A 19,339-nucleotide genomic window follows, 5' to 3' on the forward strand; every position below is an offset into this window, starting at 1 on the left:
GCGTGGTCCAAAGGGGCCGTGCGGTCCCCGGTTCGTCTGCCCTCGCGTGGAGCGCGGTGGGTCCTCGCCGGCACGTTCGTGTGGCTCGTCGTGCTCGCGATCGTCGAACCGATGAACGCCGGCGTGCACGGCGACGGGTACTACACGTGGCTCTGGGCGCGCTCGATCGTCTTCGATCGGGACGTCGACTTCGAGGCCGATTACCGCCTGTGCGACGATCCCTGGGGCCTCGCGCACACGGACCAGGGCGACGTCATCAACCAGTGGAACCCGGGGCCGTCGCTGTTCTGGATCCCGATCCTGCTCTTCGACGTCGCGACGGATCACCCGGCGCTCCATCACCGCGATCCGCGCTACGCGAACGGCTGCATCGGTCCGCTCGCCGAGCGCGCGGTGCACGGCTCGCTCCTCGCCGGCTTCCTGACGGTGGTGCTCGCGTACCTCGTCGCGCGACGCGCGTTCGGAGAGAGCGCCGCGCTCTTCGCCGCCGTCGCGATCGGCGTGATGAGCCCGCTCTCGTACTACACGACGATGCTCCTGTCGTACGGGCACGCCGCGTCGGCGTGCACCGGCGGGCTCGCGGTCTGGGTGTGGGATCGCGAGCGGCGGACACCATCGCGCTGGGGCTGGGTGTGGATGGGCGCCGCGACCGGGCTCGCGATGCTGACGCGCCCACAGAACGGCGTGCTCGCGATCCTGCCGCTCTGTCTCTGGCTCGAGCGCGCGTACGTCACGTTGCGCGCAGGGGATCGTCGTGCGCTCGCGCGTCTCGTCGGCATGGGCGTCGTGTACGTCGCCGCGACGCTGCTGGTGTTCGCGCCGCAGATGCTGCAGTGGTGGGACAGCCAGGGAGAGCTCTTCTTCCTGCCGCAGGGGCGCCAGTACCTGCGCTGGGGCGCGCCGCGCATCGTGCAGATCCTCTTCTCCACGACGAACGGGCTCCTCGTGTGGAACCCGATCCTGTACCTCGCGCTGATCGGGCTCGTGATGCTCGCGTGGCAGCGGAGGACGCGCTCGCTCGGTCTGCCGCTGCTGCTCCTCGTCGCCGCGATGACGTACGTCAACGCGAGCGTGTTCGACTGGTGGGGCGCGATCGGGTTCCCGGGCCGGCGCTTCGACTCTGTGCTCGTGCCGTTCGCGATCGGGATCGCGGCGGTCGCGGAGCGCGTCGTGCGAGCCCAACGCCAGCGGCCGGGCGTGGGCCTCGTGGCGCTCGCCACGGTCGTGATCGTCGCGCTCGGCGCGTGGTCGACCGGGACGCAGGTCGCGGTCGCGACCGCGACGCGCCTCGATCTCGCGCATCGCTCGGATCGCATGTGGCACGACGTCTGGGGGCGCGTGACGCGACCGCTCTGGGAGCACGTCGGCAATCCGCTCGCGTGGCCCGGATCGATCCCGTTCGCGCTTCGCTACGGCGTGTCGCCGCGCGTGTGGGACTTCGCGGGCGCGCAGGAGCTCTTCCTCCACGACTGGCTGACGCTTCGTCGCAGGCCCGAGGACGCGACGTTCGACTTCGTCGAGCGGCACCAGGAGCTGCTCGTCGGGTTCGAGGAGGACGTGCGCACCGTGCGCGGCCGGCGCGTCCGCGGCGTCCGCGCGCAGTACGCGCGCATGATCGTGCCGATCAGCTGGCCCGAGATCGGCGCGATGCGATTCACGGTCGCGCGGCCCGACGACGCGACCGGGCCGGTGCACGTGTGGCTCGCGATCGACGACGAGGACCTCGGATCGTTCCGCATCGATCCCGATGAGCGCGAGCTGCGCGTGCCCGTTCGGGGCGAGCACCAGGGCATCGTCGAGATCCGGATGCGCGTGGTGGGTGGCTGGGTCGGCTTCGGGACGCTCGAGTTCCTCGACGTGCACCCGACGCCGCAGGAGCGTGAAGCGCCGCATCTGCGCGAGGTCGCGGAGCGTCGTCGTGCGTGGCGCGCCGCGCGTCACGCGGAGCCGACCGCCGAGTCACCGTGAAGGCGCGAAGGGGCTCCGGTACTCGCCGCGACGCTCGAACACGTACACCGGCATGTGATCGAACGCGACGGCGAACGCCTCGGCGTCCGACTCGTCCCAGCGGAACGGACCGAACGAGGGCGCCCGCGGGAACGTCGCGACGAGCTCGAACCCGGTCTCGCCGTCGAACAGCGCGCGATAGAAGCGCGCGTGCGCGGGCGCGCGCCACGGGCTCTCGGGATGCATGCCGCGACGGCGATAGAGCTCGCCGACGACCACGAAGCGCGCGTCGCGCAGCATCGAGTCCACGTGGGATGGCACGTCGGTCGGGCGCGACTGCCACAGCCGGCGCACACGGACGCCCGGGATCGCCGTGCGATCGACGCCGACGCCGTCTTCGTTCGCGCCGAGCGGAGCGGTGTACGAGCCTTCGGGATCCACGACGATCGTGTCGCCGGGCTCGAGCCGCTCGAGCAACCAGCGGCCCGCGAGGACGCGCGGATCGTCGTGCAGGAACATCCCCGTGAACGCGACGCCGCGCGCGATCCCCGCGGCGAGCACGAGCGCGGCGATCGCGCGCACGACTGCGCCGCGATCGAGCGCGCGAGCGAGGAGGACACCGGCCGCGAGCACCAGCCCGGGCACGATGGGTAGCGCGTAGCGGATCGTCTTCACGCCCCACGAGCCGACGAGCAGGAACGTCGGGAGCGCCGCGGCGAGCGCGATGCGCGCGTCGACGGTCGCGTCGCGCCGGAGCCCGCGCAGCAGCCCCGCGATGCCCGCGAGCATCACCGGGACGCCGAGCGCGTACGGCAGCACGTGCGTGAGCTGATAGAGGTAGCGCGGCGTGCCGTTGAACGGATAACGCCAGTCGTAGAAGCCGTACTCGCTGTCTCGATACTGCTGGAGGAGCACGCCGCGCCCGCTGAGGTGCTCCGGCACGTCGAAGTACGCGTCGCGATCGACGATCGCCCACGGGCAGAGCACCGCGTACACCGCGAGCATCACGACGACGACGATCACGAAGCGTCGCGTCGTCATCGCCGCGGCGAGGCGCGGCACGACGCGCCACGCGATCGCGCGATCACTGCGCAGCGCGCCTTCGCCCGCGCCGCTCGATGCGATCGCGATCGGCACGACGGCGAGCAGGAGCAGGCCGGTCATCTTCGTGGCCGCCATCGCGCCGAGCGCGAGCCCTGCGTAGATCGCGGGCCACGTCGATCGAGCGCGCGCCAGCAGCGCCGACGCGTGCAGCAGCATCGCGATCTGCACGATCAGGAGGCTGTCCGTCGTCGCGTAGTGCGATGCCTGGACGAGCCCTGCCGACGACGCGGTGAGCACGGCGGTGATCGCGCCCGCGCGCGGGCCCGAGAGGCGCCACGCCGCGAGCCCCATCAGCAGAATCGCGAGCGCCGATCCGATCGCGCCCGCGGCGCGCACGAGGTGCGTCCAGCGCAGGAACGAGAACGGCTCGCCCTCGCGCCAGCGCTCGTTCGCGGCGGTGACGTAGGCCCACTCGTCGCCGTACTGCGCGGCCTCGCGTCGCGCCTCGTCGATCCCGCCGAGGAAGGTCCACTTGAGCCCGATCGCGAGCTCGTACATCAGCGGACCGTAGGTCGTCGTGCGTGGGCGCCAGTCGTCGTGCACCAGGCCGCGCCACTCGATGCCCGCGGCCTCCCACATCACGAATCCGCGCTCGTCCGGATGGAACAGGAACGGCGACCCCCACGTCACGGTGACGAGCCGCGCGGCGCCTCCGAGCAACGTCGAGAGGACGATGATGATCGCCGCCAGGCGCGCGCTCGCCGCGGTTGCGCGCGGTGCTCTCATCTCACGGTGTCGCGCGCGGCGCGCGAGCCCGTCGCCAGGGGCGCGCGACGACGATCAGACAGCCGAACGCACCGAGCGCGCTCGCGACGACGGACCACGGCAGGTCGTCCGGTGCGAAGCGCACCTCGACGCGATGACGCCCCGCGGGGAGATCGACCGCGAGCCGCAGATCGTCGTCGACCACCGTGCCGATCGAGCTGACCCACTGCTGCTCGTAGTTCTGATTGAAGATCACGCGTCCCGGCGCGCCGAGCGTCACGTCCGCCCACGCGCGATGGTTGGTGCGGCCGTAGCCGTGCAGGACGTCGCCGTCGCGCGTCTCGCCGCTCTCGGCATCGACGATGCGCACCTGCGGGACCTCGCCGGTCCACAGCGAGCGCGAGCGATGCCACGGCACCGCGTCGTAGCACTCCATCGTGCCGACGTTGCGGCTCGGATAGTCGGCGAACTCGTCGAGATAACGATGCGTGCGCACGAGGTGCGGCGTCTCGACGGCGCGCGTCCCGAGCGGCTCGCCGTCCCAACGATCCGTGATCGTGAGGCCGACGACGTAGAGATCGAGCGCGATCGCGAGCGTGAGCGCCCAGGGCGCGAGCGGCCGGATCCAATCGAAGTCGCGATGGAAGCGCCACGCGGAGAGCGTCGCGTCGAGCGAGCTGACGACGCGCCCCGCGAGCAGCGCCATGAACATCGTGCACACGACCTGCCATCGCGAGGGCAGGTGCAGGTTCGAGAAGAACGGCAGCGCGTGCAGGAGCGACGAGGGCCAGAGCGGCCCGTGATAGCCCATGCTGAACGCGAGGAAGAAGAGCGCGCCCGCGACGGGGTAGAGGTGCCGGCGACGCAGCGCCAGCGCGATCCCGATCACGCACAGCGCGAGCACGGACCAGCCGACGTACGTGCCGTACTCGGCCCAGACCCACTCGTGCCCGTCCCACCGCCACGCGTGCTCGCGCGCGGTCCACATCTCGACGACCTCGTCGAAGCGGATGCGATCCGTGTCCTCGATGGGCCGCGGGTGACGCGACATCGCGATGAGAATCGGCACCCAGCGCATCGCACCGAGCAGCCCGGTCAGCACGCCGGCGACGATCATCGTGCGCACGAGCGGCCACGCGTTGCGACGCCGCAGCCGCATCAGGCTGTCGAACCCGAGCACGACGACGGCGTACGGGAACGGGTAGTGGCCGCCCTCGAGCAGCAGCTCCGCCATGATCGCCGCGACCGCGGCGGCCCAGCGGACGTCGCGGTCCGCGCGCCGCCAACAGTAGATCAGCCACGGGTAGTAGAGGAAAGCGAGGAACGTCGAGTGGCCACCTGCGAAGTGCCACGCCGCGAAGCCGCTCGACGTCCACACGATCGCGGCGAGCAGCGCGCCCGGCCTCCGCAGCTTCTCCTCCTGCCGCGCGAGCACGTAGAGGCCGGTGAAGCCGATCACGTGGTGCACGAGGATGAACAGCTTGTGACCGACCACCGTGCCGAACGGCACCGCGAGCAACAGGTAGAGCGGCGACCAGTTCTGCGCCTGCGGTTGGCCCCACTGCGAGACGCCGCCGCAGTGATGCGGATCCCAGAACGGCCACTCGCCCCAGCGTCGGATCGAGACGACGCCGATCTCCCACCAGTGGTGGAACTGCTGCCAGTCGCCCCAGCCGGATCGATCCCACGCGAGGAACGCTGGGGACCAGAACCCGAGCCCGCACACGAGCCCCACGAACGCGAGGCCGAGAGCACGACGGGCACGGGGGGAGAGCACGGGGGCGCGAGTGTAGTGCACCGGAGTCGACGCGCGAGCCCGTGCGCGCGCGTCAGGCGATGGCGCCCGCGCTCTGATCCACGGTGCGCGCGGGCGCCGCGGTGGCGCTCAGCATCTCGTCGATCACCGCCGCGTAGTCGAGCAGATGGCGGATGCCGAGGAAGTGCTCCGTCGCGCGCGCCCTCGCCGCCGCGCCCATGCGCCGGCGGCGATCGGGATCGGAGACCAGCCCCGCGAGCGCGTTCGCGAACGCGTCGAGGTCGAGCGCGTCGTCGATCATGATGCCGCTCTCGCCCTGGACGATCTGATCCTGGATGCCGCCCGTGCGCGTCGCGATCACGGTGCGCGACTTCCACATCGCCTCGGTCACCGTGAGCCCGAAGCCCTCGTGCAGGCTCTTCTGCACGACGATCTCACCGTGGCGCTGCAGCGCGTTCACGATCGCCGCGTTCTCGTCGACGTCGGCGGTCGGCAGCATCGCGAGCGTGATGCGCGCCCGCGCCGAGGGCGGCAGCTTGTACCAGCCGTCGAGCACGTCGTGATAGACGCGCGGCCCCTCGGGATCGTCGGCGACCGCGTGCACGTTCGGACCGGCGAGAACGAGCGCCGAGTCGCCCGCGCGACCGCTCGCGATCAGCTTCGCGAACCCGCACATGACGCCGTGCATGTCCTTCAGCGGGTCCCACCGCGAGACCTGCACCACGAGCGGCACGTCGACGTCGGGCGCCGGCCCGGCGCGCACGATGTCGGCCACGCGCTCGACGCGCGCCGGCGATCCGTCGCGCCGCGTGTACACCGGCGACGCGCGATCCGGGCACGGCCCCGAGAGCACGCCGACGTGCGCGAGGATCGCCCGCACGACGTCGACGTCCATGTCCTCGTTCTTCGGCGAGAACGCATCGATCGAGGGCTGGATGATGCGCACCCGCGGCCCGTCGAGATCGCGCGGCACGTACTCGCGACGCGAGAAGACCAGCACCGGCACGCGCTCGAGGTACGGGCGCAGGAACGCCCAGCCCTGGTCGACCTCGGGCGTGCGCACGTCGGCGCCGATGTGACAGCGCCAGATCACGCGCGCGCCGCGATCGATGAGGTGCGGCGCCATGCCCGCGGTCTGCGGGTCGTGGAGGATCACGACGTCGCCCGGACCGAGCCGCAGCGCGAGCTCCGACGCGTTCGCGGTGCACGTCGCCTCGTAGAGCGCGCGGTCGACCTCGTGCGGCGGCCCGCCTTCGCCCACGCTCCCGTGCAGCGCGTGGTGGACGCGCTTCGTGAGCACGAAGAAGTCGTGCTCGCCGTGGATCACGACCCACCGCGCATCGATCTGCATGCCGCGCGCGTACGCGAGCAGCGGCGGCAGCATCTCCGCGACGCCGCCGCCCACCGCGGTCGAGTTCACGTTCCACACCGCGCCGCCGTGCAGCTTCTCGCGCACCGAGGCGGCGATCCCGAGCGTCGTCGCCACGCGCTCCGGCCCGAGCACCGGGACGAAGCGGTCGAGCGAAACGGCGCCGATCTCCACGTCCGAGATGAGGCCCATGGAGGTCGACGTAGGCCCATCACCCAGGCTCACGACGGGGAGTCGCGGACAGCGCGTCGTGTTATGACGCACCTCGTCATGGGACCCGCACGCCCGTCGTTCGAGGAGTTCGTCGCGCTCCGGCGCGAGTCATCGATCGTTCCCGTCACGCGCGAAGTGCTCGCCGACACGCTCACTCCGGTCGCCGCGTACGCGGCGCTCGGCGGCGGCGAAGGCAGCTACTTGCTCGAGAGCGTCGTCGGCGGCGAGAAATGGGCGCGCTACTCGTTCGTCGGGTTCGATCCCGATCTGCGCGTGCGCGGTCGCGGCGACCGCTACGAAATCCGTAGCGGCTCGCTCAGCGGGGGCCGCGTCGAGACCAGGACCGGCGTCGATCCGTGGAAGGAGCTGCGCGCGACGCTCGCGCAGTACCGCGCGCCCGAAGTGCCGTGGCTGCCGCGCTTCTGGGGCGGCGCGGTGGGCTACGTCGCGTACGACGCGGTGCGCGCGTTCGAGCCGAGCGCGCTGCGCAAGGACGACCGCCGACCCGCGGAGGAGTGGGACTTCTCGTACGCGATCGGCGGTCCGATCGTGATCTTCGACTCGCTCAAGCAGACCGCCCGCGTCGTGCTTCCCGTGCGCTCCGACGTCCCCGACGCGCGCGCCGCGTACGACGACGCGCTCGCGCGCATCGACGGCGTGATCGCGCGCATGCAGCGCAACGTGTCGCTGCGCCCGATGAGCCCGCCTGGCCCGCCGCGTCACGATCGCCCGCTGCCCGCGAGCTCGTTCGATCACGATCGCTTCTGCGCCGCGGTCGAGCAGGCGAAGGAGCACATCCGCGCGGGCGACATCTTCCAGGTGGTCGTCTCGCAGCGGTTCCGCGTGCCGAGCGACGGTGTCGATCCCTTCGACGTCTACCGCGCGATGCGCGCGATCAATCCGTCGCCGTACATGTTCTTCCTGCGCTTCCAGGAGTGCCGCATCGCGGGCGCGAGCCCGGAGACGCTGGTGCGCCTCGAGCACGGCCGCGCCGAGGTACGGCCGATCGCCGGCACGCGCCGTCGCGGCGCGACGGAGGAGGACGACGCGCGCGCCGCCGAGGAGCTGCTCGCGGATCCGAAGGAGCGCGCCGAGCACGTGATGCTCGTCGATCTCGGCCGCAACGATCTGGGTCGCGTCTGCCGGCCGGGCACCGTACGGCTCACCGAGAAGATGGTGATCGAGCGATACAGCCACGTGATGCACACGACGTCGAACGTCGTCGGCGAGCTCGAGCCCGGCCGCGACGCGCTCGATCTGCTCGGCGCGACGTTCCCGGCGGGCACGCTCAGCGGCGCGCCGAAGGTACGCGCGATGCAGATCATCGACGCGCTCGAGCCCGAGCCGCGCGGCATCTACGGCGGCGCGGTCGGGTACCTCTCGTGGAGCGGCAACATGGACGTCGCGATCGCGATCCGGACGGTCGTCGAGCAGGGCGGCGAGCTGCGCGTCCAGGCCGGCGCGGGCCTCGTCGAGGCGAGCGTTCCGGAGCTCGAGTACGACGAGACGGTCAACAAAGCGCGCGCCGCGCTCGCCGCGATCGAGGCCGCGAAGGGCTGATCCGCGCCGGGGGCGTGCAGTCCGCTGCACACCCACGATCGAGATGACGTGCACGCGATTGCACGCCGTCTCGTTCGCCGTTCGTTCTCTACGGGCGCGTTTCGTGCGATCGTCGCCGCCACTTCGGAGGGACTGGGATGGCGATGACTGGAACGAAGGTGGTCACACGTGTGGTGCTCGGGCTCACGCTCGGGCTCGCGGCGTGCGGTGGCGACGATGGGCCGCCCGAGGGATGCGATCGTTGGGTCGATCCCGGCGGCGACGCGCGCGCGAACGTGCAGACGATGTTCGAGGAAGCCGTCGACGGCGACGTGCTCTGCTTCACCCCGGGCACGTACGAGTTCGACGACGGCGTGACCATCTCCGACAAGGCCGACATCACGATCCGCGGCACCGGCGCGGAGCGCGAGGACGTGCTGCTGAACTTCGCGGGGATGGGCACCGGCAACAGCGGCATCAACGCGAGCTCGATGACGAACTTCACCATCGCGAACATGCGCGTGGTCGACGCCGCGGCGAACGACGTCTTCATCACCGACTCGGACTTCGTCACGATCCGCAACGTGAGCGCGGGCTGGACCGATCTCCGCGCGCCCGCCGAGCACGGCCGGTACGCGCTCTATCCCGTCCAGTCGTCGCACGTCATCGTCGAGGACAGCGAAGCGTTCGGCAGCGTCGACGCCGGCATCTACGTCGGTCAGACCGATCGCTGCATCGTGCGCAACAACGTCGCGCACGGGAACGTCGCGGGCATCGAGATCGAGAACTCGACGAACTGCGAGGTCCACAACAACGTCGCGCGCAACAACAGCGCGGGCATCCTCGTGTTCGAGCTGCCGGGCCTCGAGCGTCAGGGCAGCCGCACGCTCGTGCACCACAACGAGATCGTCGACAACAGCGAAGAGAACTTCGCGCCGTCGGACGTCGGCATCATCGCGCTCGTGCCGCCCGGCATCGGCCTGATGATCCTCGCGGCGAACGAGGTCGAGGCGCACGACAACACGATCACCGGCAACGTCAGCACGGGCGTGGCGGTCGTCTCGTACGTGGTGCCGATCGCGCTCGGCGCGCCGGTCCCGGACGACGCGGAGTACGACTTCTTCCCGGAGAGCATCTATCTCCACGACAACACGTACTCGAACAACGGCCAGATGCCGGCGTCCGCGATCCTCCTGATCCCCGGGTCGCAGGATCCGCCGGGCTCGACCGTCGAGGACATCGTCTGGGACGGCATGATGCGCGAGGGCATGGAGGCCGGCGACGTGCTCTGCATCGACGACGGCGGCAGCTATCGCATGGCGGTGATCGACAGCGATCCGACGAGCACGTCGGACCCGCCGTTCGCCGTGCAGTCGACCGATCGCGCTCCGGTCACGTGCACCGGGATGACGATCGATCCCGAGTTCTGATCCCGCGCGAGGTGGTGACGTCGTGAAGCGCTCGTTCTCGATCCTGGTGGTGATGGCGCTGCTCGCGAGCTGTGACGGCTCGGGCGGTGAGAGTGGTGCTCCGATCTCGACGCGCGGCCTCTTCGCCGACGCGCGCACGCAGACGCCGAGCGAGGGCGTCGAGCCGTACGAGATCGTCGCGCCGCTCTTCTCCGACTACGCGAGCAAGCATCGCTTCATCCAGGTGCCCGAGGGCGAGCGCATCACGGTGCGCGACGACGGCTACTGGGAGTTCCCGGTCGGCACGATCCTCGTGAAGACGTTCGGGTTCCCCATCGACGCGCGCGATCCGTCGCTCGGCGAGCGCATCATCGAGACGCGCCTGCTGATCCGCGAAGAGGATCGCTGGCGGCCCGAGGTCTACATCTGGAACGACGACACGAGCGAGGCGTACCTCACGCCCGCCGGGCGCATCGTGCCCGTCTCGTTCGTCGACGCCGAGGGCGAGACCGTCGAGCTCGACTACCGCGTGCCGAGCCACACGCAGTGCAGCAACTGTCATCGCTCGAGCGACGGTCTGCGGCTGCGCCCGCTCGGCCCGCGCACCGCGCAGATGGATCGCGCCCACGGGTACGCCGGTGGCGAGGAGAACCAGATCGATCATCTCGTCGAGGCGGGATGGCTCGAGCAGCGCCCCGCGGCCGACGACGTGATCATCGACTACGACGCGGTGCGGAACGATCCCGACGCGACGTTCGAGGAGCTCGACTCCGCCGCGCGCTCGTACCTCCACTCGAACTGCTCGCACTGCCATCGCGACGGCGGGCCGGCGGACCAGAGCGGGCTGTTCCTCGAGATCGAGGCGATGGACCGAGGGCACCTCGGCGTCTGCAAGATCACGGTCTCGGGCGGCTGCGACTTCGGCCGCGCGGTGATCCAGCCGGGCAGTCCCGACGCATCGATGATGGTGTGCCGCATGGAGAGCACGGAGGCGGGCGTGAAGATGCCCGAGCTCCCCACGGTGCTCGCGCACACGGAAGGCGTGGAGCTGATCCGCCGCTGGATCGCGGCGATGCCCCCGGACGACTGCGGCTTCAGCGAGTGATCAGAAGCGCGCGCCGACGTTGAAGAGATGCATGAAGTGCTCTCTGTCGACGTCGTACTCGAGCGTGTACGAGAGCAGCATCGGGCCGTGCATCAGGTTGATCACGGCCATCGGGCGCACCGACCAGTCCTCGGTCTCCTCTTCTCGCCAACGCACGACCGGGCCCGTGCCCTCGTCGACGATCTCCGCGATGCGCGCCTCGCGGCTCCAGCGCGTGACCGACGCGCCGAGCGCGAGCTCGAAGTGCATCGCCATGCGGCCGAAGACGAGGATCTGCCGCCAGCCCACGTACGCGTCGCCGCGGATGCGATCCTTGTTCACCGACGCGACGTCGCTGCCGGTCGGCTCGAAGTCGGAGAAGAAGTACGACGCGCGGCCGACGAGCACGAACGCGTCGAGCCCGACGAGGCCGATCATCAGTGTGCCGCCCCAGAGCCAGTCGGGATCTTCGTAGACCGCGCCGAGCGCGAGGCCGCCCGTGAGGTTCCACCGTCCGCCGTAGCCCTCCGGGCTGTCGAGGCGCGACGTGAGATCGACGAGCGCGGGCACGGCGGGCATCGAGTGCACCGTCGGGCCCATCGGACGTTCGTGCGCGGGGCCGAGGATCGCGACGACCTCGCCCGCGCAGGTGACGATCGGGCTGCCGCGCATGGTCGAGATGCGCGCGTCGGTCTGGATCGCGCGCTCGCCGCGTGACGCGACGACCCCTTCGCTGACCGCCCAAGGCAGCGTCCCGCGGAACGTCTCGGGCAGGAAGCGCGGCCCTTCGCTCGGGGGCGCGCCCACGAGCACGACCGGCATGCCCACGGCCACGACGTCCCACGGCGCGATCGGAAGCGCCGTGCCGGGCAGCGGCGCGTCGAGCTCGAGCATCACGAGCTCGTCGGAGCCCGCCGTGAGCACGATGCGCGCGCGACGACGGTTGCCCTGTCCGTCGGTGACGGTGATGTCGTGCCCCTGCTCGACGATGCGCAGCACGCTGACGACGTGCCGCGAGTCGACGACGAGCACGCCCGCGCCCGAGCGACCGCCGCTCTCGACGTGCACGACCGAGTCGCGAGCGCGCGTGTGGGCCTGCGCGGCGCACGTCGTCGCGGGCATCGCGACGGTCTCGGGCGGCGTCGGCGGAGGTGGCGTCTCGACCGGTGGAGGCGGCGTCTCGACCGGTGGAGGCGGCGTCTCGACCGGTGGAGGCGGCGCGTCCTGCGCGGACGCGAGCCCGGCGACGAGCACCGACGGCGCGCCGATCAGCGCGACGGTGAGGAGGAGTGCGCGCGACTGCATCGTCGCATCGATGTAGACGCGCCGGGTGGACGCTCCACGCGCGGTCCGGAGCGAGGCGGTCGCGAGCGTCGAAGGTGCCAGTCGAGGATGGCGATCGACGCGCTACGCTCGCCGGCGTGTCCGTGTCGTCTCTCGCTTGGCTCGCGCTCGCGGTGCAGATCGGCGCGGCCGCGCTCAGCGCGCGCGAGAGCGCGCTCGCGTTCCTCGTCGTGCCGGCGTCGTGGGCGCTCGCCGTGGTCGCGTGCGTGAGCGTCGCGCGCGCGAAGGGCTATCCGCGGTGGCTCGGGATCTTCTGCGCGGTGCTCGGGCTCGGCATCGGACCGCTGATGGTGATCGCGCTGCCCACGCTCCCGGAGCCGGAGGTGCGCGGCGACAGTGATTGCTGAGGCAAGATGACACGTGCTACACGCCCGCACCTTCCGTGACGCGCGCTCTCGGCCTGGTGGTGGTGATCGCGATCGCGCTCTGGCCTACGAAGGGCTCCGGCCAGGCGCGCGCGAGCCTCGTGGTGCCGGTGACGATCGGCGCGGATCCACCGAGCGCCGCGGCGGCGGTGATCGCGCGGGAGATCGGCGCGCTCCCGCTCGACGAGGCGTGGGCGAGATACGAAGCGCGCGCGTCGACGCCGCCGCCCGCGCCGACGACCGAGGAGCTCGATCGATGGCTGTCCCGGTCGCGCGATGCCGTGCGCATGCTCGCCCTCGCGGAGCACGCCGCCGCGCGTGAGGCGCTCGCCGAGGGGATGGCGATCGCGGAGCAGCACGTGGTCGAGCTCGGCCGTGATCCCGAGCGCGTGCGGCAGGTGCTCGACACGTGCCTCGACGACGTGCGTGCGAGGCTCGAGACGCACGACGACAGCGCGGAATCGCGTGCGCGCGCGTGCCGCGCGCTGATCCCGCGGGGAGCGCCGAGCCCGTATCGACATCCGCCCGAGGTCGTCGAGCTGCTCGCGCGTCTCGACGCCGAGCTCGAGCGCGCACCGCGCGGCGCGCTGCGCGTCGAGAGCGAGCCCGCCGGGTGCATCGTGCGCGTGCACGGCATCGAGGTCGGACGGACGCCGTGGGCGAGCGAGCGCCTCGCGCCGGGCGAGCTCCGCGTGCAGGTCGAGTGCGGCGACGAGCGAGGCCGCGTCCACCGTGTGATCGCGGGGGAGGGCGCGTCGCCGCTCCACGTCGATGCGCGGTTCGAGCGCGCGGTGCGGAGCGACGGCGTGCTCGCGCTCGCGTACCGAGATCGCGCCGACGCCGACGCGCACCGGTTCGACGATGCGATCCGGCTCGCGACGTCCTTCGACGCCCGCGAGGTCTGGCTCGTCGAGGCGCGCGGCTCGACGTTGCACGTCGATCGCGTCGACGTCGTCGCGCAGCGCGTGATCGCGTCGGCGCGTGCCACGACAGAGCGCGTCGCTGCGGCGATCGCCGACGTGCGCGCGGGCCGATCTCGCGACCACCGGGGCGCGACGGCGTCCGAGATGACGCCGTGGGATCCGCATCCGACGCCGCCTCCACCGGCGGATCGCACGATCGAGCACGTGATCGGATCGGTGCTCGGCGGAGCCGGCGTCGCGGCGTTCGTGGCCGCGTGGGCGACGTACGGATCGCGCGTCGATCTCGGCCCCGAGCTCGACGCGACCCAGCCGACCGACCGCGACTTCATCCCGATGCGCGACACGTGGCTCAACCGCCGCTACGCGGTGTGGAGCTTCGCAGCGAGCGGCGCGGCGCTCGGCATCGCGGCGCTGCCGTGGCTGATGATCGAAGCCGACGGAGCGCCCTGGTGGTCGTGGATCGTCGCGGGCGTCGGGCTCGCGACCAGCGCGATCGGCATCGTCGAGATCGCGACCGCGGGCACGTGCGCCGACGACGCCGATCACGATCAGCGCTGCGTCGACGCGGCGGCCGCCGTCGATCGCGGAGCGATCGTGATCGCGACGAGCGCGCCGCTGATCGCGGTGCCGATCGTGTACGCGGTGCGCGACGCCACCGGCGGAGCGACGCAGGTCGTCGTCGAGGCGAGCCGCGATCGCGTCGTCGTCGGAGCGCGAGGCGCGTTCTAGCTCGGGGGGAGCATCGATGTCCAAGAGGGTCGCCATCTCGTCGCTCCTGGTCGCGCTGCACGTCGCGAGTTGCACGTCGCCCGGATGCCCGGAGGGCTACACGCGCCGTCGCGATCGCTGCTTCGCGGACGACGAGGCGTGCGACGGGGTCGACCTCGACGGCGATCAGCTCGACGACGTCGACGACCCCCACGCCGATGCGTGGTGCAACGATCCGAGCCGCGCGATGCCGTTCGCGCTCGCGCGCTGCGGGGCGTCGGGATGCGAGGTCGACGAGTGCGACGCGCAGGCGCTCGATTGCTCGAGCGAGCCCGGGTGCGAGACCGATCCGCGCGTGACCGCGGAGCACTGCGGCGAGTGCGGGCACGCGTGCGGATGGGCGTGCCGCGCCTCGACGTGCGACGACGCGGTCGAGCTCGCCGGAGGCTTCGACTTCATGTGCGCGCTGCGTGCCTCGGGCTCGGTGGTCTGCTGGGGCAGCAACAACTTCGGCAACCTCGGCGACGGCACCGTGGTGCCGCGAGCGACGCCGGTGACGGTCATCGGTGTGGGCGACGTCGTCGAGATCTCGGCGGGGCAGAACCACGCGTGCGCGCGCCTCTCCTCCGGCGCGGTGTGGTGCTGGGGCGAGAACGCGCACGAGCAGCTCGGTGGTGGCGCGACGCTCTCGTACAGCACCGTGCCGGTCGAGGTCCTCGCGAGCGAGCTCGAGGTCGTCGAGATCGCGGCCGGCGGCTTTCATACCTGTGCGCGCCGCGCCGGCGGTCGCGTCGTGTGCTGGGGCGACAACGTGCACGGGCAGATCGGCGACGGCCGCGTGGGGCTCGACGCGTCGACGCCGTACGACGTCGGGATCGAAGACGCCGTGGAGATCGCGGCGGGTGGGTTCCACACGTGCGCGCGACGCGCGTCCGGGAGCGTCGTGTGTTGGGGCAACAACATGTCGGGGCAGCTCGGCGACGGGACGGCCGAGAACCTCGTCCCGCGGGTCCCGTCGACGGACGTGAAAGGGCTCGTCGCGACCGCGATCCGCGCCGGCGCGGCCCACACCTGCGCGATCCGGGTGACCGGCGGCGTGGTCTGCTGGGGAAGCGGTTTCTGGGGCCAGCTCGGGATCGGGATCGCGACCGAGCAGCTCGAGCCCGTCGTCGACGTCGAGCTCGACGGCGTGGACGAGCTCGTGACCGGCAACGACCACACGTGCGCGCTGGTCGATGCGAGCTTGCGCTGCTGGGGTCACAACGAGACCGGCGAGCTCGGGATGACGACGCTCGCTCGCGTCGGTGTCCCGCCCGCCGTGCCGGCGATGGAGCACGTCGCCTCGATCGCTGCGTCGAGCCGCAACACGTGCGCGATCCTCGAGACCGGAGCGGTCGTCTGCTGGGGCGGGAACGAGCACGGCCAGGTCGGCGACGGAACGTCCGGGGAGCCTCGACGCGCGCCGGGCGCGCCGGTCGCGGCGCCCGAGTGACGACGCGCGCGCCGCTGGTACATTCGCGCCGGTGAGCGCGCCCGCCCGGCTCGGATCCTACGAGCTCTCACGACGGCTCGGGGCCGGCGGGATGGCCGAGACGTTCGTGGGCGTCCGTCGCGGGCCGGGAGGGTTCGAGCAGCGCGTCTGCATCAAGCGCATCCTCCCGGAGCACGAGAACGACGCGCTCTTCGTCGCGCAGTTCCTCCAGGAAGCGCGCGTGTCCGCGCAGCTGCGGCACACGCACATCGTGCAGGTGCTCGACTTCGGCGTCGACGACGGCTCGCACTTCCTGGTGCTCGAGCTCGTCGAGGGCATGGACCTCGAGCGACTGATCGAGACGCTGCAGCAGCGAGGCGAGCGACTGTCTCCCGCGCTCGTCGCGTTCATCGGGCAGAACGTCGCGCTCGCGCTCGATCACGCGCACACGCATGCGTCGGGCGCCGTCCACCATCGCGACGTGTCGCCGTCGAACGTGCTCGTCAGTCGTGCGGGCGAGCTGAAGCTGTCGGACTTCGGCATCGCGAAGGCGGTCGGTCCGGTCGCGGATGGATTGAAGACGCGCACCGGCGTCATCAAGGGCAAGGTGCCCTATCTGCCCGCCGAATATCAGCTCACCGGGCGATTCGACGCGCGCAGTGATCTCTTCGCGCTCGGTGTGCTGCTCTTCGAGTGCCTCGCGGGAGAGCGTCCTTTCGCCGGCGTGACGGATCTCGACACGTGTCATCGCATCATCACGGGACGTCATCCGTCGCTCGCGACGCTCCGTCCCGATGCGCCGGCAGCGCTCGTCGCCGCGATCGAGCGCCTCCTGCGACCCGAGCCCGACGCGCGGTTCGCGAGCGCCGCTGCGCTCATCGATGCGCTCGCGGAGGTCGCGCCGCCACCGACCGCGCGCCGCCAGCTCGCCGATCTCGTGCGCATCGCGGAGGTCGAGGCGCTCGCGACGCCGCTCGAGCCGCTCGCCGGCGCGACGACCGCGATCGATGCGCCGGGACCACATGTCGCGCTCCCGCCCGTCGCGACCACGCGCTCGACGATGCGCCGCGTCGCGCTCGGGATCGCGGCGATGATCACGATCGTCGCAGCATCGATCGCGATCGCCGTCGCGCTCCCGAGGACGCCCAGCGTCATGCCCGCTCGCAGCGCAGTCTCGACGCCGCCGCGTGTCGACGCGCCGATCACGCCGGCGGTGCACCAGCCCGAGCCCGCCGCGGCGCCCCCGGAGCCCGTGGCCCCACCCACCGAGACGCCCGAGCCCGCCCCGCGCCCACGTCGCGCATCGCGCCATCGCGAGCCCGATCGCGCGCCTCCCGCCGCGACCGCGCCCGAGCTTCCCGCCGCGGTGGCCGAGCCCGACGGCATGCTCCGCGTCAGCGTCGCGCCGTGGGGCGTCGTGTGGATCGATGGACGCTACATGGGCCGAGCGCCCGTGGACGTCGCGGTCGCGCCGGGCTCGCATCGCATCGAGGCCGGGTTCGAGCGCCCGCTCGTCTCGCAGACGATCCGCGTCGGCGCCGGCGAGACCGAGCGCGCGTTCGTCGAGCTCACGCCGCCGCCTGGCTGAGAGGCGAGATTCGTCAGCGTTCTGCTTGCGCTCCGGCCCGGCGGACGGCCTACTACGGCCCGCCATGAACTTCACGCTCGTGTACGTGCTCCTCTCGCTCGGCGTCCCTGCTCTGACCTTCGTCGCCTGCGTGCTCGGGCAGAAGATGGGCAGCCACTGATCCCGGGCCGAGGGGCGCCGCCGACGACGCCACGCGAGGCGCTCGGGTGGCTTGCTTCGCGGGGCGCTCCTCCCTGGCTCGTTCGTCACCACGAGCTCGTCGTCGAAGCAGCGGAGTCGCTGCTCGACGCGCTCGCGGGCCCGAGCGCCTCGCGCGCTCGGTCGTGTGAGGCTCAGGCCGTCTTCGCGTTCTTCGTGCGCTTCGCGGCGTGACGGCGGGCCGCCTCCGCGAGCTCGGGGTCGAGCTTCGCGAGCGCCTCGAGCGCGTCGTCGACCTCGCGCGCCTTTGCTGCTTCCCGCGACTCGGCCTCGATCTCCGTCGCGATCTGCTCCTGCCGCTCGGGCGCGAGGAGCCGGAACGCGACGAGCATCTCGCGCTCGTGATCCGACACGTGGAAGTACTCGCGCATCGGCGCGCGCTTCGGGCGAACGCTCACCGGCTTCTTCGCGCCGCGCTTGCTCGAGGCGGGATACGCGGACTGCCACGCGTCCGTGCTCTCGATCTCCGCTTCGCTCACCGCGGGCACGAAGCGCGCGTTGTGCCACTCCGCGTATCGCTTCGAGAGCGAGCGACCTCCGGCGATCCGCCCACCGCCCTTGCCACCGCTGCGCTGCCACGTCGCGATCGTCTCGGGCGTGATCGTCCCTTGCTGGAGCTCCGGCATCCGCGCGCTTCTACCGCCGCGCGCACGACGACGTCAACGCACGATCACCCCGGGTCCGTGGGCCCGGATCACGTTCTGGTACAGTACGCGTCGGACTCGACCGATGCAGGACCCGGAGCTGCTGCGGAGGCTGCTCCGCGCGAAGGATCGGATGGACGCCGCCTCGCACGAGGACTGGCCGGTCTCGCGCCTCGCGCGCGTGAGCGGCGTCTCCGAGGCCCACTTCGCGCGGTCGTTCAAGGAGGCGTTCGGCGTCCCGCCGCATCGCTACCTGCTCACGCTTCGCATCGAGCGCGCGAAGGCGCTCCTCCGCGACACCGACCTGCCGATCACCGAGATCGCGTTCCGGACGGGCTGGAAGAGCCTCGGCACCTTCGGCCGCACGTTCCGCGACGTCGCCGACGAGAGCCCCGGTGATTTCCGCGCCCGCGCGAAGGCCACACCGCACGATCTCGAGAGCGTGCCCGCGTGCTTCCTCCACGCCGCGCACCGCCCGGATCTCACGATCGCAGTTTCGGAGAAGCGACGGAACGAGGCCGGCGGTACGAAAGACCTCGACAACACGGAGGTCACATGAGCCAGGGCGTTCAGGTCATCGGTCTCTACGTGCACGATCAGGACGAGGCGCTCGCCTTCTACACTGAGAAGGTCGGATTCCGAGTCCACACCGACGCGCGCAACGGCAACTATCGCTGGCTGACGGTGCAGCACCCCGATCAGCCGTCGTTCCAGCTGGGTCTCTTCGTTCCCGGTCCGCCCACGGTCGACGAAGCGACTGCGCAGACGCTGCGCGAGGCCGTCGCGAAGGGCGCGATGCCTCCGCTCGTGATGGTCGTCGACGACGTGCGCGCGGTGTTCGATCGCATGAAGGCGCGCGGCGTCGAGTTCACGCAGGAGCCGGTCGCGCGCTTCGGGAGCGTCGACGCGAGCTTCCGCGATCCCTCGGGCAACGGCTGGAAGCTGGTCCAGGCGCGCTGAAGGAGCGATGCA

General features: G+C 71.5%; 15 protein-coding genes. 10 read left to right on the top strand and 5 right to left on the bottom strand.

Annotation, left to right across the window (positions count from 1 at the left end; translation table 11 throughout):
• Window positions 1–18: 18 nt before the first annotated feature.
• Window positions 19–1,968, top strand: coding sequence for an ArnT family glycosyltransferase (locus DB32_RS14845; protein ID WP_157069054.1), 1,950 nt, complete (start codon window positions 19–21; stop codon window positions 1,966–1,968).
• On the opposite strand, the gene DB32_RS14850 is transcribed toward DB32_RS14845, so the two are convergent.
• Genes DB32_RS14850 through DB32_RS14860 form a run of 3 tightly spaced genes read right to left on the bottom strand, consistent with a single transcriptional unit; the run spans window position 1,960 to window position 7,073 of the window.
• On the bottom strand, window positions 1,960–3,777 hold the full coding sequence (locus tag DB32_RS14850) for a glycosyltransferase family 39 protein (RefSeq protein WP_053233119.1): 1,818 nt from the start codon (window positions 3,775–3,777) through the stop codon (window positions 1,960–1,962). The two genes, DB32_RS14845 and DB32_RS14850, sit on opposite strands and share 9 nt — an antisense overlap.
• A gap of 1 nt (window position 3,778) precedes the next feature.
• The gene (locus tag DB32_RS14855) at window positions 3,779–5,533 is read right to left on the bottom strand and encodes a hypothetical protein (RefSeq protein WP_157069055.1); all 1,755 of its coding nucleotides are present in this window, start codon (window positions 5,531–5,533) and stop codon (window positions 3,779–3,781) included.
• 52 nt (window positions 5,534–5,585) lie between these two features.
• Window positions 5,586–7,073 carry a glycosyltransferase gene (locus tag DB32_RS14860; RefSeq protein WP_053233121.1) on the bottom strand — a complete coding sequence of 496 codons (1,488 nt, stop codon included), beginning with the start codon at window positions 7,071–7,073 and terminating at the stop codon, window positions 5,586–5,588.
• A 78-nt stretch (window positions 7,074–7,151) separates the two neighbouring features.
• Here DB32_RS14860 and DB32_RS14865 point away from each other — a divergent pair, with 78 nt between their 5' ends.
• The 3 genes from DB32_RS14865 to DB32_RS14875 all read left to right on the top strand — a co-directional run bounded on the left by DB32_RS14865 (window position 7,152) and on the right by DB32_RS14875 (window position 11,147).
• Window positions 7,152–8,654 carry an anthranilate synthase component I family protein gene (locus DB32_RS14865; RefSeq protein WP_053238818.1) on the top strand — a complete coding sequence of 501 codons (1,503 nt, stop codon included), beginning with the start codon at window positions 7,152–7,154 and terminating at the stop codon, window positions 8,652–8,654.
• Window positions 8,655–8,797: 143 nt separating this feature from the next.
• The gene (locus DB32_RS14870) at window positions 8,798–10,063 is read left to right on the top strand and encodes a parallel beta-helix domain-containing protein (RefSeq protein ID WP_169791452.1); all 1,266 of its coding nucleotides are present in this window, start codon (window positions 8,798–8,800) and stop codon (window positions 10,061–10,063) included.
• A 22-nt stretch (window positions 10,064–10,085) separates the two neighbouring features.
• Complete coding sequence (locus tag DB32_RS14875) at window positions 10,086–11,147, top strand: SO2930 family diheme c-type cytochrome (RefSeq protein WP_053233123.1); 1,062 nt, start codon at window positions 10,086–10,088, stop codon at window positions 11,145–11,147.
• On the opposite strand, the gene DB32_RS45285 is transcribed toward DB32_RS14875, so the two are convergent.
• Window positions 11,148–12,431 (bottom strand): S1C family serine protease, encoded by a 1,284-nt coding sequence (locus DB32_RS45285; RefSeq protein WP_053233124.1) that lies wholly within the window; start codon window positions 12,429–12,431, stop codon window positions 11,148–11,150.
• 116 nt (window positions 12,432–12,547) lie between these two features.
• Between DB32_RS45285 and DB32_RS14885 the strand changes: the two genes are divergently transcribed.
• From DB32_RS14885 to DB32_RS14900, 4 genes are read left to right on the top strand one after another with little or no spacing between them, the layout of a single operon-like run.
• Window positions 12,548–12,817, top strand: a complete 270-nt coding sequence (locus DB32_RS14885; protein ID WP_053233125.1) for a hypothetical protein — start codon at window positions 12,548–12,550, stop codon at window positions 12,815–12,817.
• A 35-nt stretch (window positions 12,818–12,852) separates the two neighbouring features.
• Complete coding sequence (locus tag DB32_RS14890) at window positions 12,853–14,487, top strand: PEGA domain-containing protein (protein WP_157069056.1); 1,635 nt, start codon at window positions 12,853–12,855, stop codon at window positions 14,485–14,487.
• Between the two features lie 16 nt (window positions 14,488–14,503).
• Window positions 14,504–15,958: an RCC1 domain-containing protein gene (locus tag DB32_RS14895; protein ID WP_053233127.1), complete on the top strand. Its 1,455-nt coding sequence runs from the start codon at window positions 14,504–14,506 to the stop codon at window positions 15,956–15,958.
• Between the two features lie 31 nt (window positions 15,959–15,989).
• On the top strand, window positions 15,990–17,525 hold the full coding sequence (locus DB32_RS14900; RefSeq protein WP_075097522.1) for a protein kinase domain-containing protein: 1,536 nt from the start codon (window positions 15,990–15,992) through the stop codon (window positions 17,523–17,525).
• Between the two features lie 332 nt (window positions 17,526–17,857).
• Here the strand turns inward: DB32_RS14900 and DB32_RS14905 are convergent, their stop codons facing one another.
• Complete coding sequence (locus DB32_RS14905) at window positions 17,858–18,349, bottom strand: hypothetical protein (RefSeq protein WP_053233129.1); 492 nt, start codon at window positions 18,347–18,349, stop codon at window positions 17,858–17,860.
• 103 nt (window positions 18,350–18,452) lie between these two features.
• Here DB32_RS14905 and DB32_RS14910 point away from each other — a divergent pair, with 103 nt between their 5' ends.
• Together DB32_RS14910 and DB32_RS14915 are read left to right on the top strand one after the other, a co-directional pair.
• Window positions 18,453–18,926 carry a helix-turn-helix domain-containing protein gene (locus DB32_RS14910; protein ID WP_053233130.1) on the top strand — a complete coding sequence of 158 codons (474 nt, stop codon included), beginning with the start codon at window positions 18,453–18,455 and terminating at the stop codon, window positions 18,924–18,926.
• Window positions 18,923–19,327 (top strand): VOC family protein, encoded by a 405-nt coding sequence (locus DB32_RS14915; protein WP_053233131.1) that lies wholly within the window; start codon window positions 18,923–18,925, stop codon window positions 19,325–19,327. Before DB32_RS14910 ends, DB32_RS14915 begins: the two co-directional genes overlap by 4 nt.
• Window positions 19,328–19,339: the final 12 nt, after the last annotated feature.

Origin of the sequence: Sandaracinus amylolyticus (genome assembly GCF_000737325.1) — a bacterium.
Taxonomy (GTDB): Bacteria; Myxococcota_A; Polyangia; order Polyangiales; family Sandaracinaceae; genus Sandaracinus; species Sandaracinus amylolyticus.

What these genes read in the sequence shown, in the direction of transcription:
- DB32_RS14860 (WP_053233121.1), bottom strand. Translation starts at nt 7,073, where the DNA reads ATGGGCCTCATCTCGGACGTGGAGATCGGCGCCGTTTCGCTCGACCGC.
- DB32_RS45285 (WP_053233124.1), bottom strand. Translation starts at nt 12,431, where the DNA reads ATGCAGTCGCGCGCACTCCTCCTCACCGTCGCGCTGATCGGCGCGCCG.
- DB32_RS14910 (WP_053233130.1), top strand. Translation starts at nt 18,453, where the DNA reads ATGCAGGACCCGGAGCTGCTGCGGAGGCTGCTCCGCGCGAAGGATCGG.
- DB32_RS14870 (WP_169791452.1), top strand. Translation starts at nt 8,798, where the DNA reads ATGACTGGAACGAAGGTGGTCACACGTGTGGTGCTCGGGCTCACGCTC.
- DB32_RS14915 (WP_053233131.1), top strand. Translation starts at nt 18,923, where the DNA reads ATGAGCCAGGGCGTTCAGGTCATCGGTCTCTACGTGCACGATCAGGAC.
- DB32_RS14865 (WP_053238818.1), top strand. Translation starts at nt 7,152, where the DNA reads ATGGGACCCGCACGCCCGTCGTTCGAGGAGTTCGTCGCGCTCCGGCGC.
- DB32_RS14850 (WP_053233119.1), bottom strand. Translation starts at nt 3,777, where the DNA reads ATGAGAGCACCGCGCGCAACCGCGGCGAGCGCGCGCCTGGCGGCGATC.
- DB32_RS14895 (WP_053233127.1), top strand. Translation starts at nt 14,504, where the DNA reads ATGTCCAAGAGGGTCGCCATCTCGTCGCTCCTGGTCGCGCTGCACGTC.
- DB32_RS14905 (WP_053233129.1), bottom strand. Translation starts at nt 18,349, where the DNA reads ATGCCGGAGCTCCAGCAAGGGACGATCACGCCCGAGACGATCGCGACG.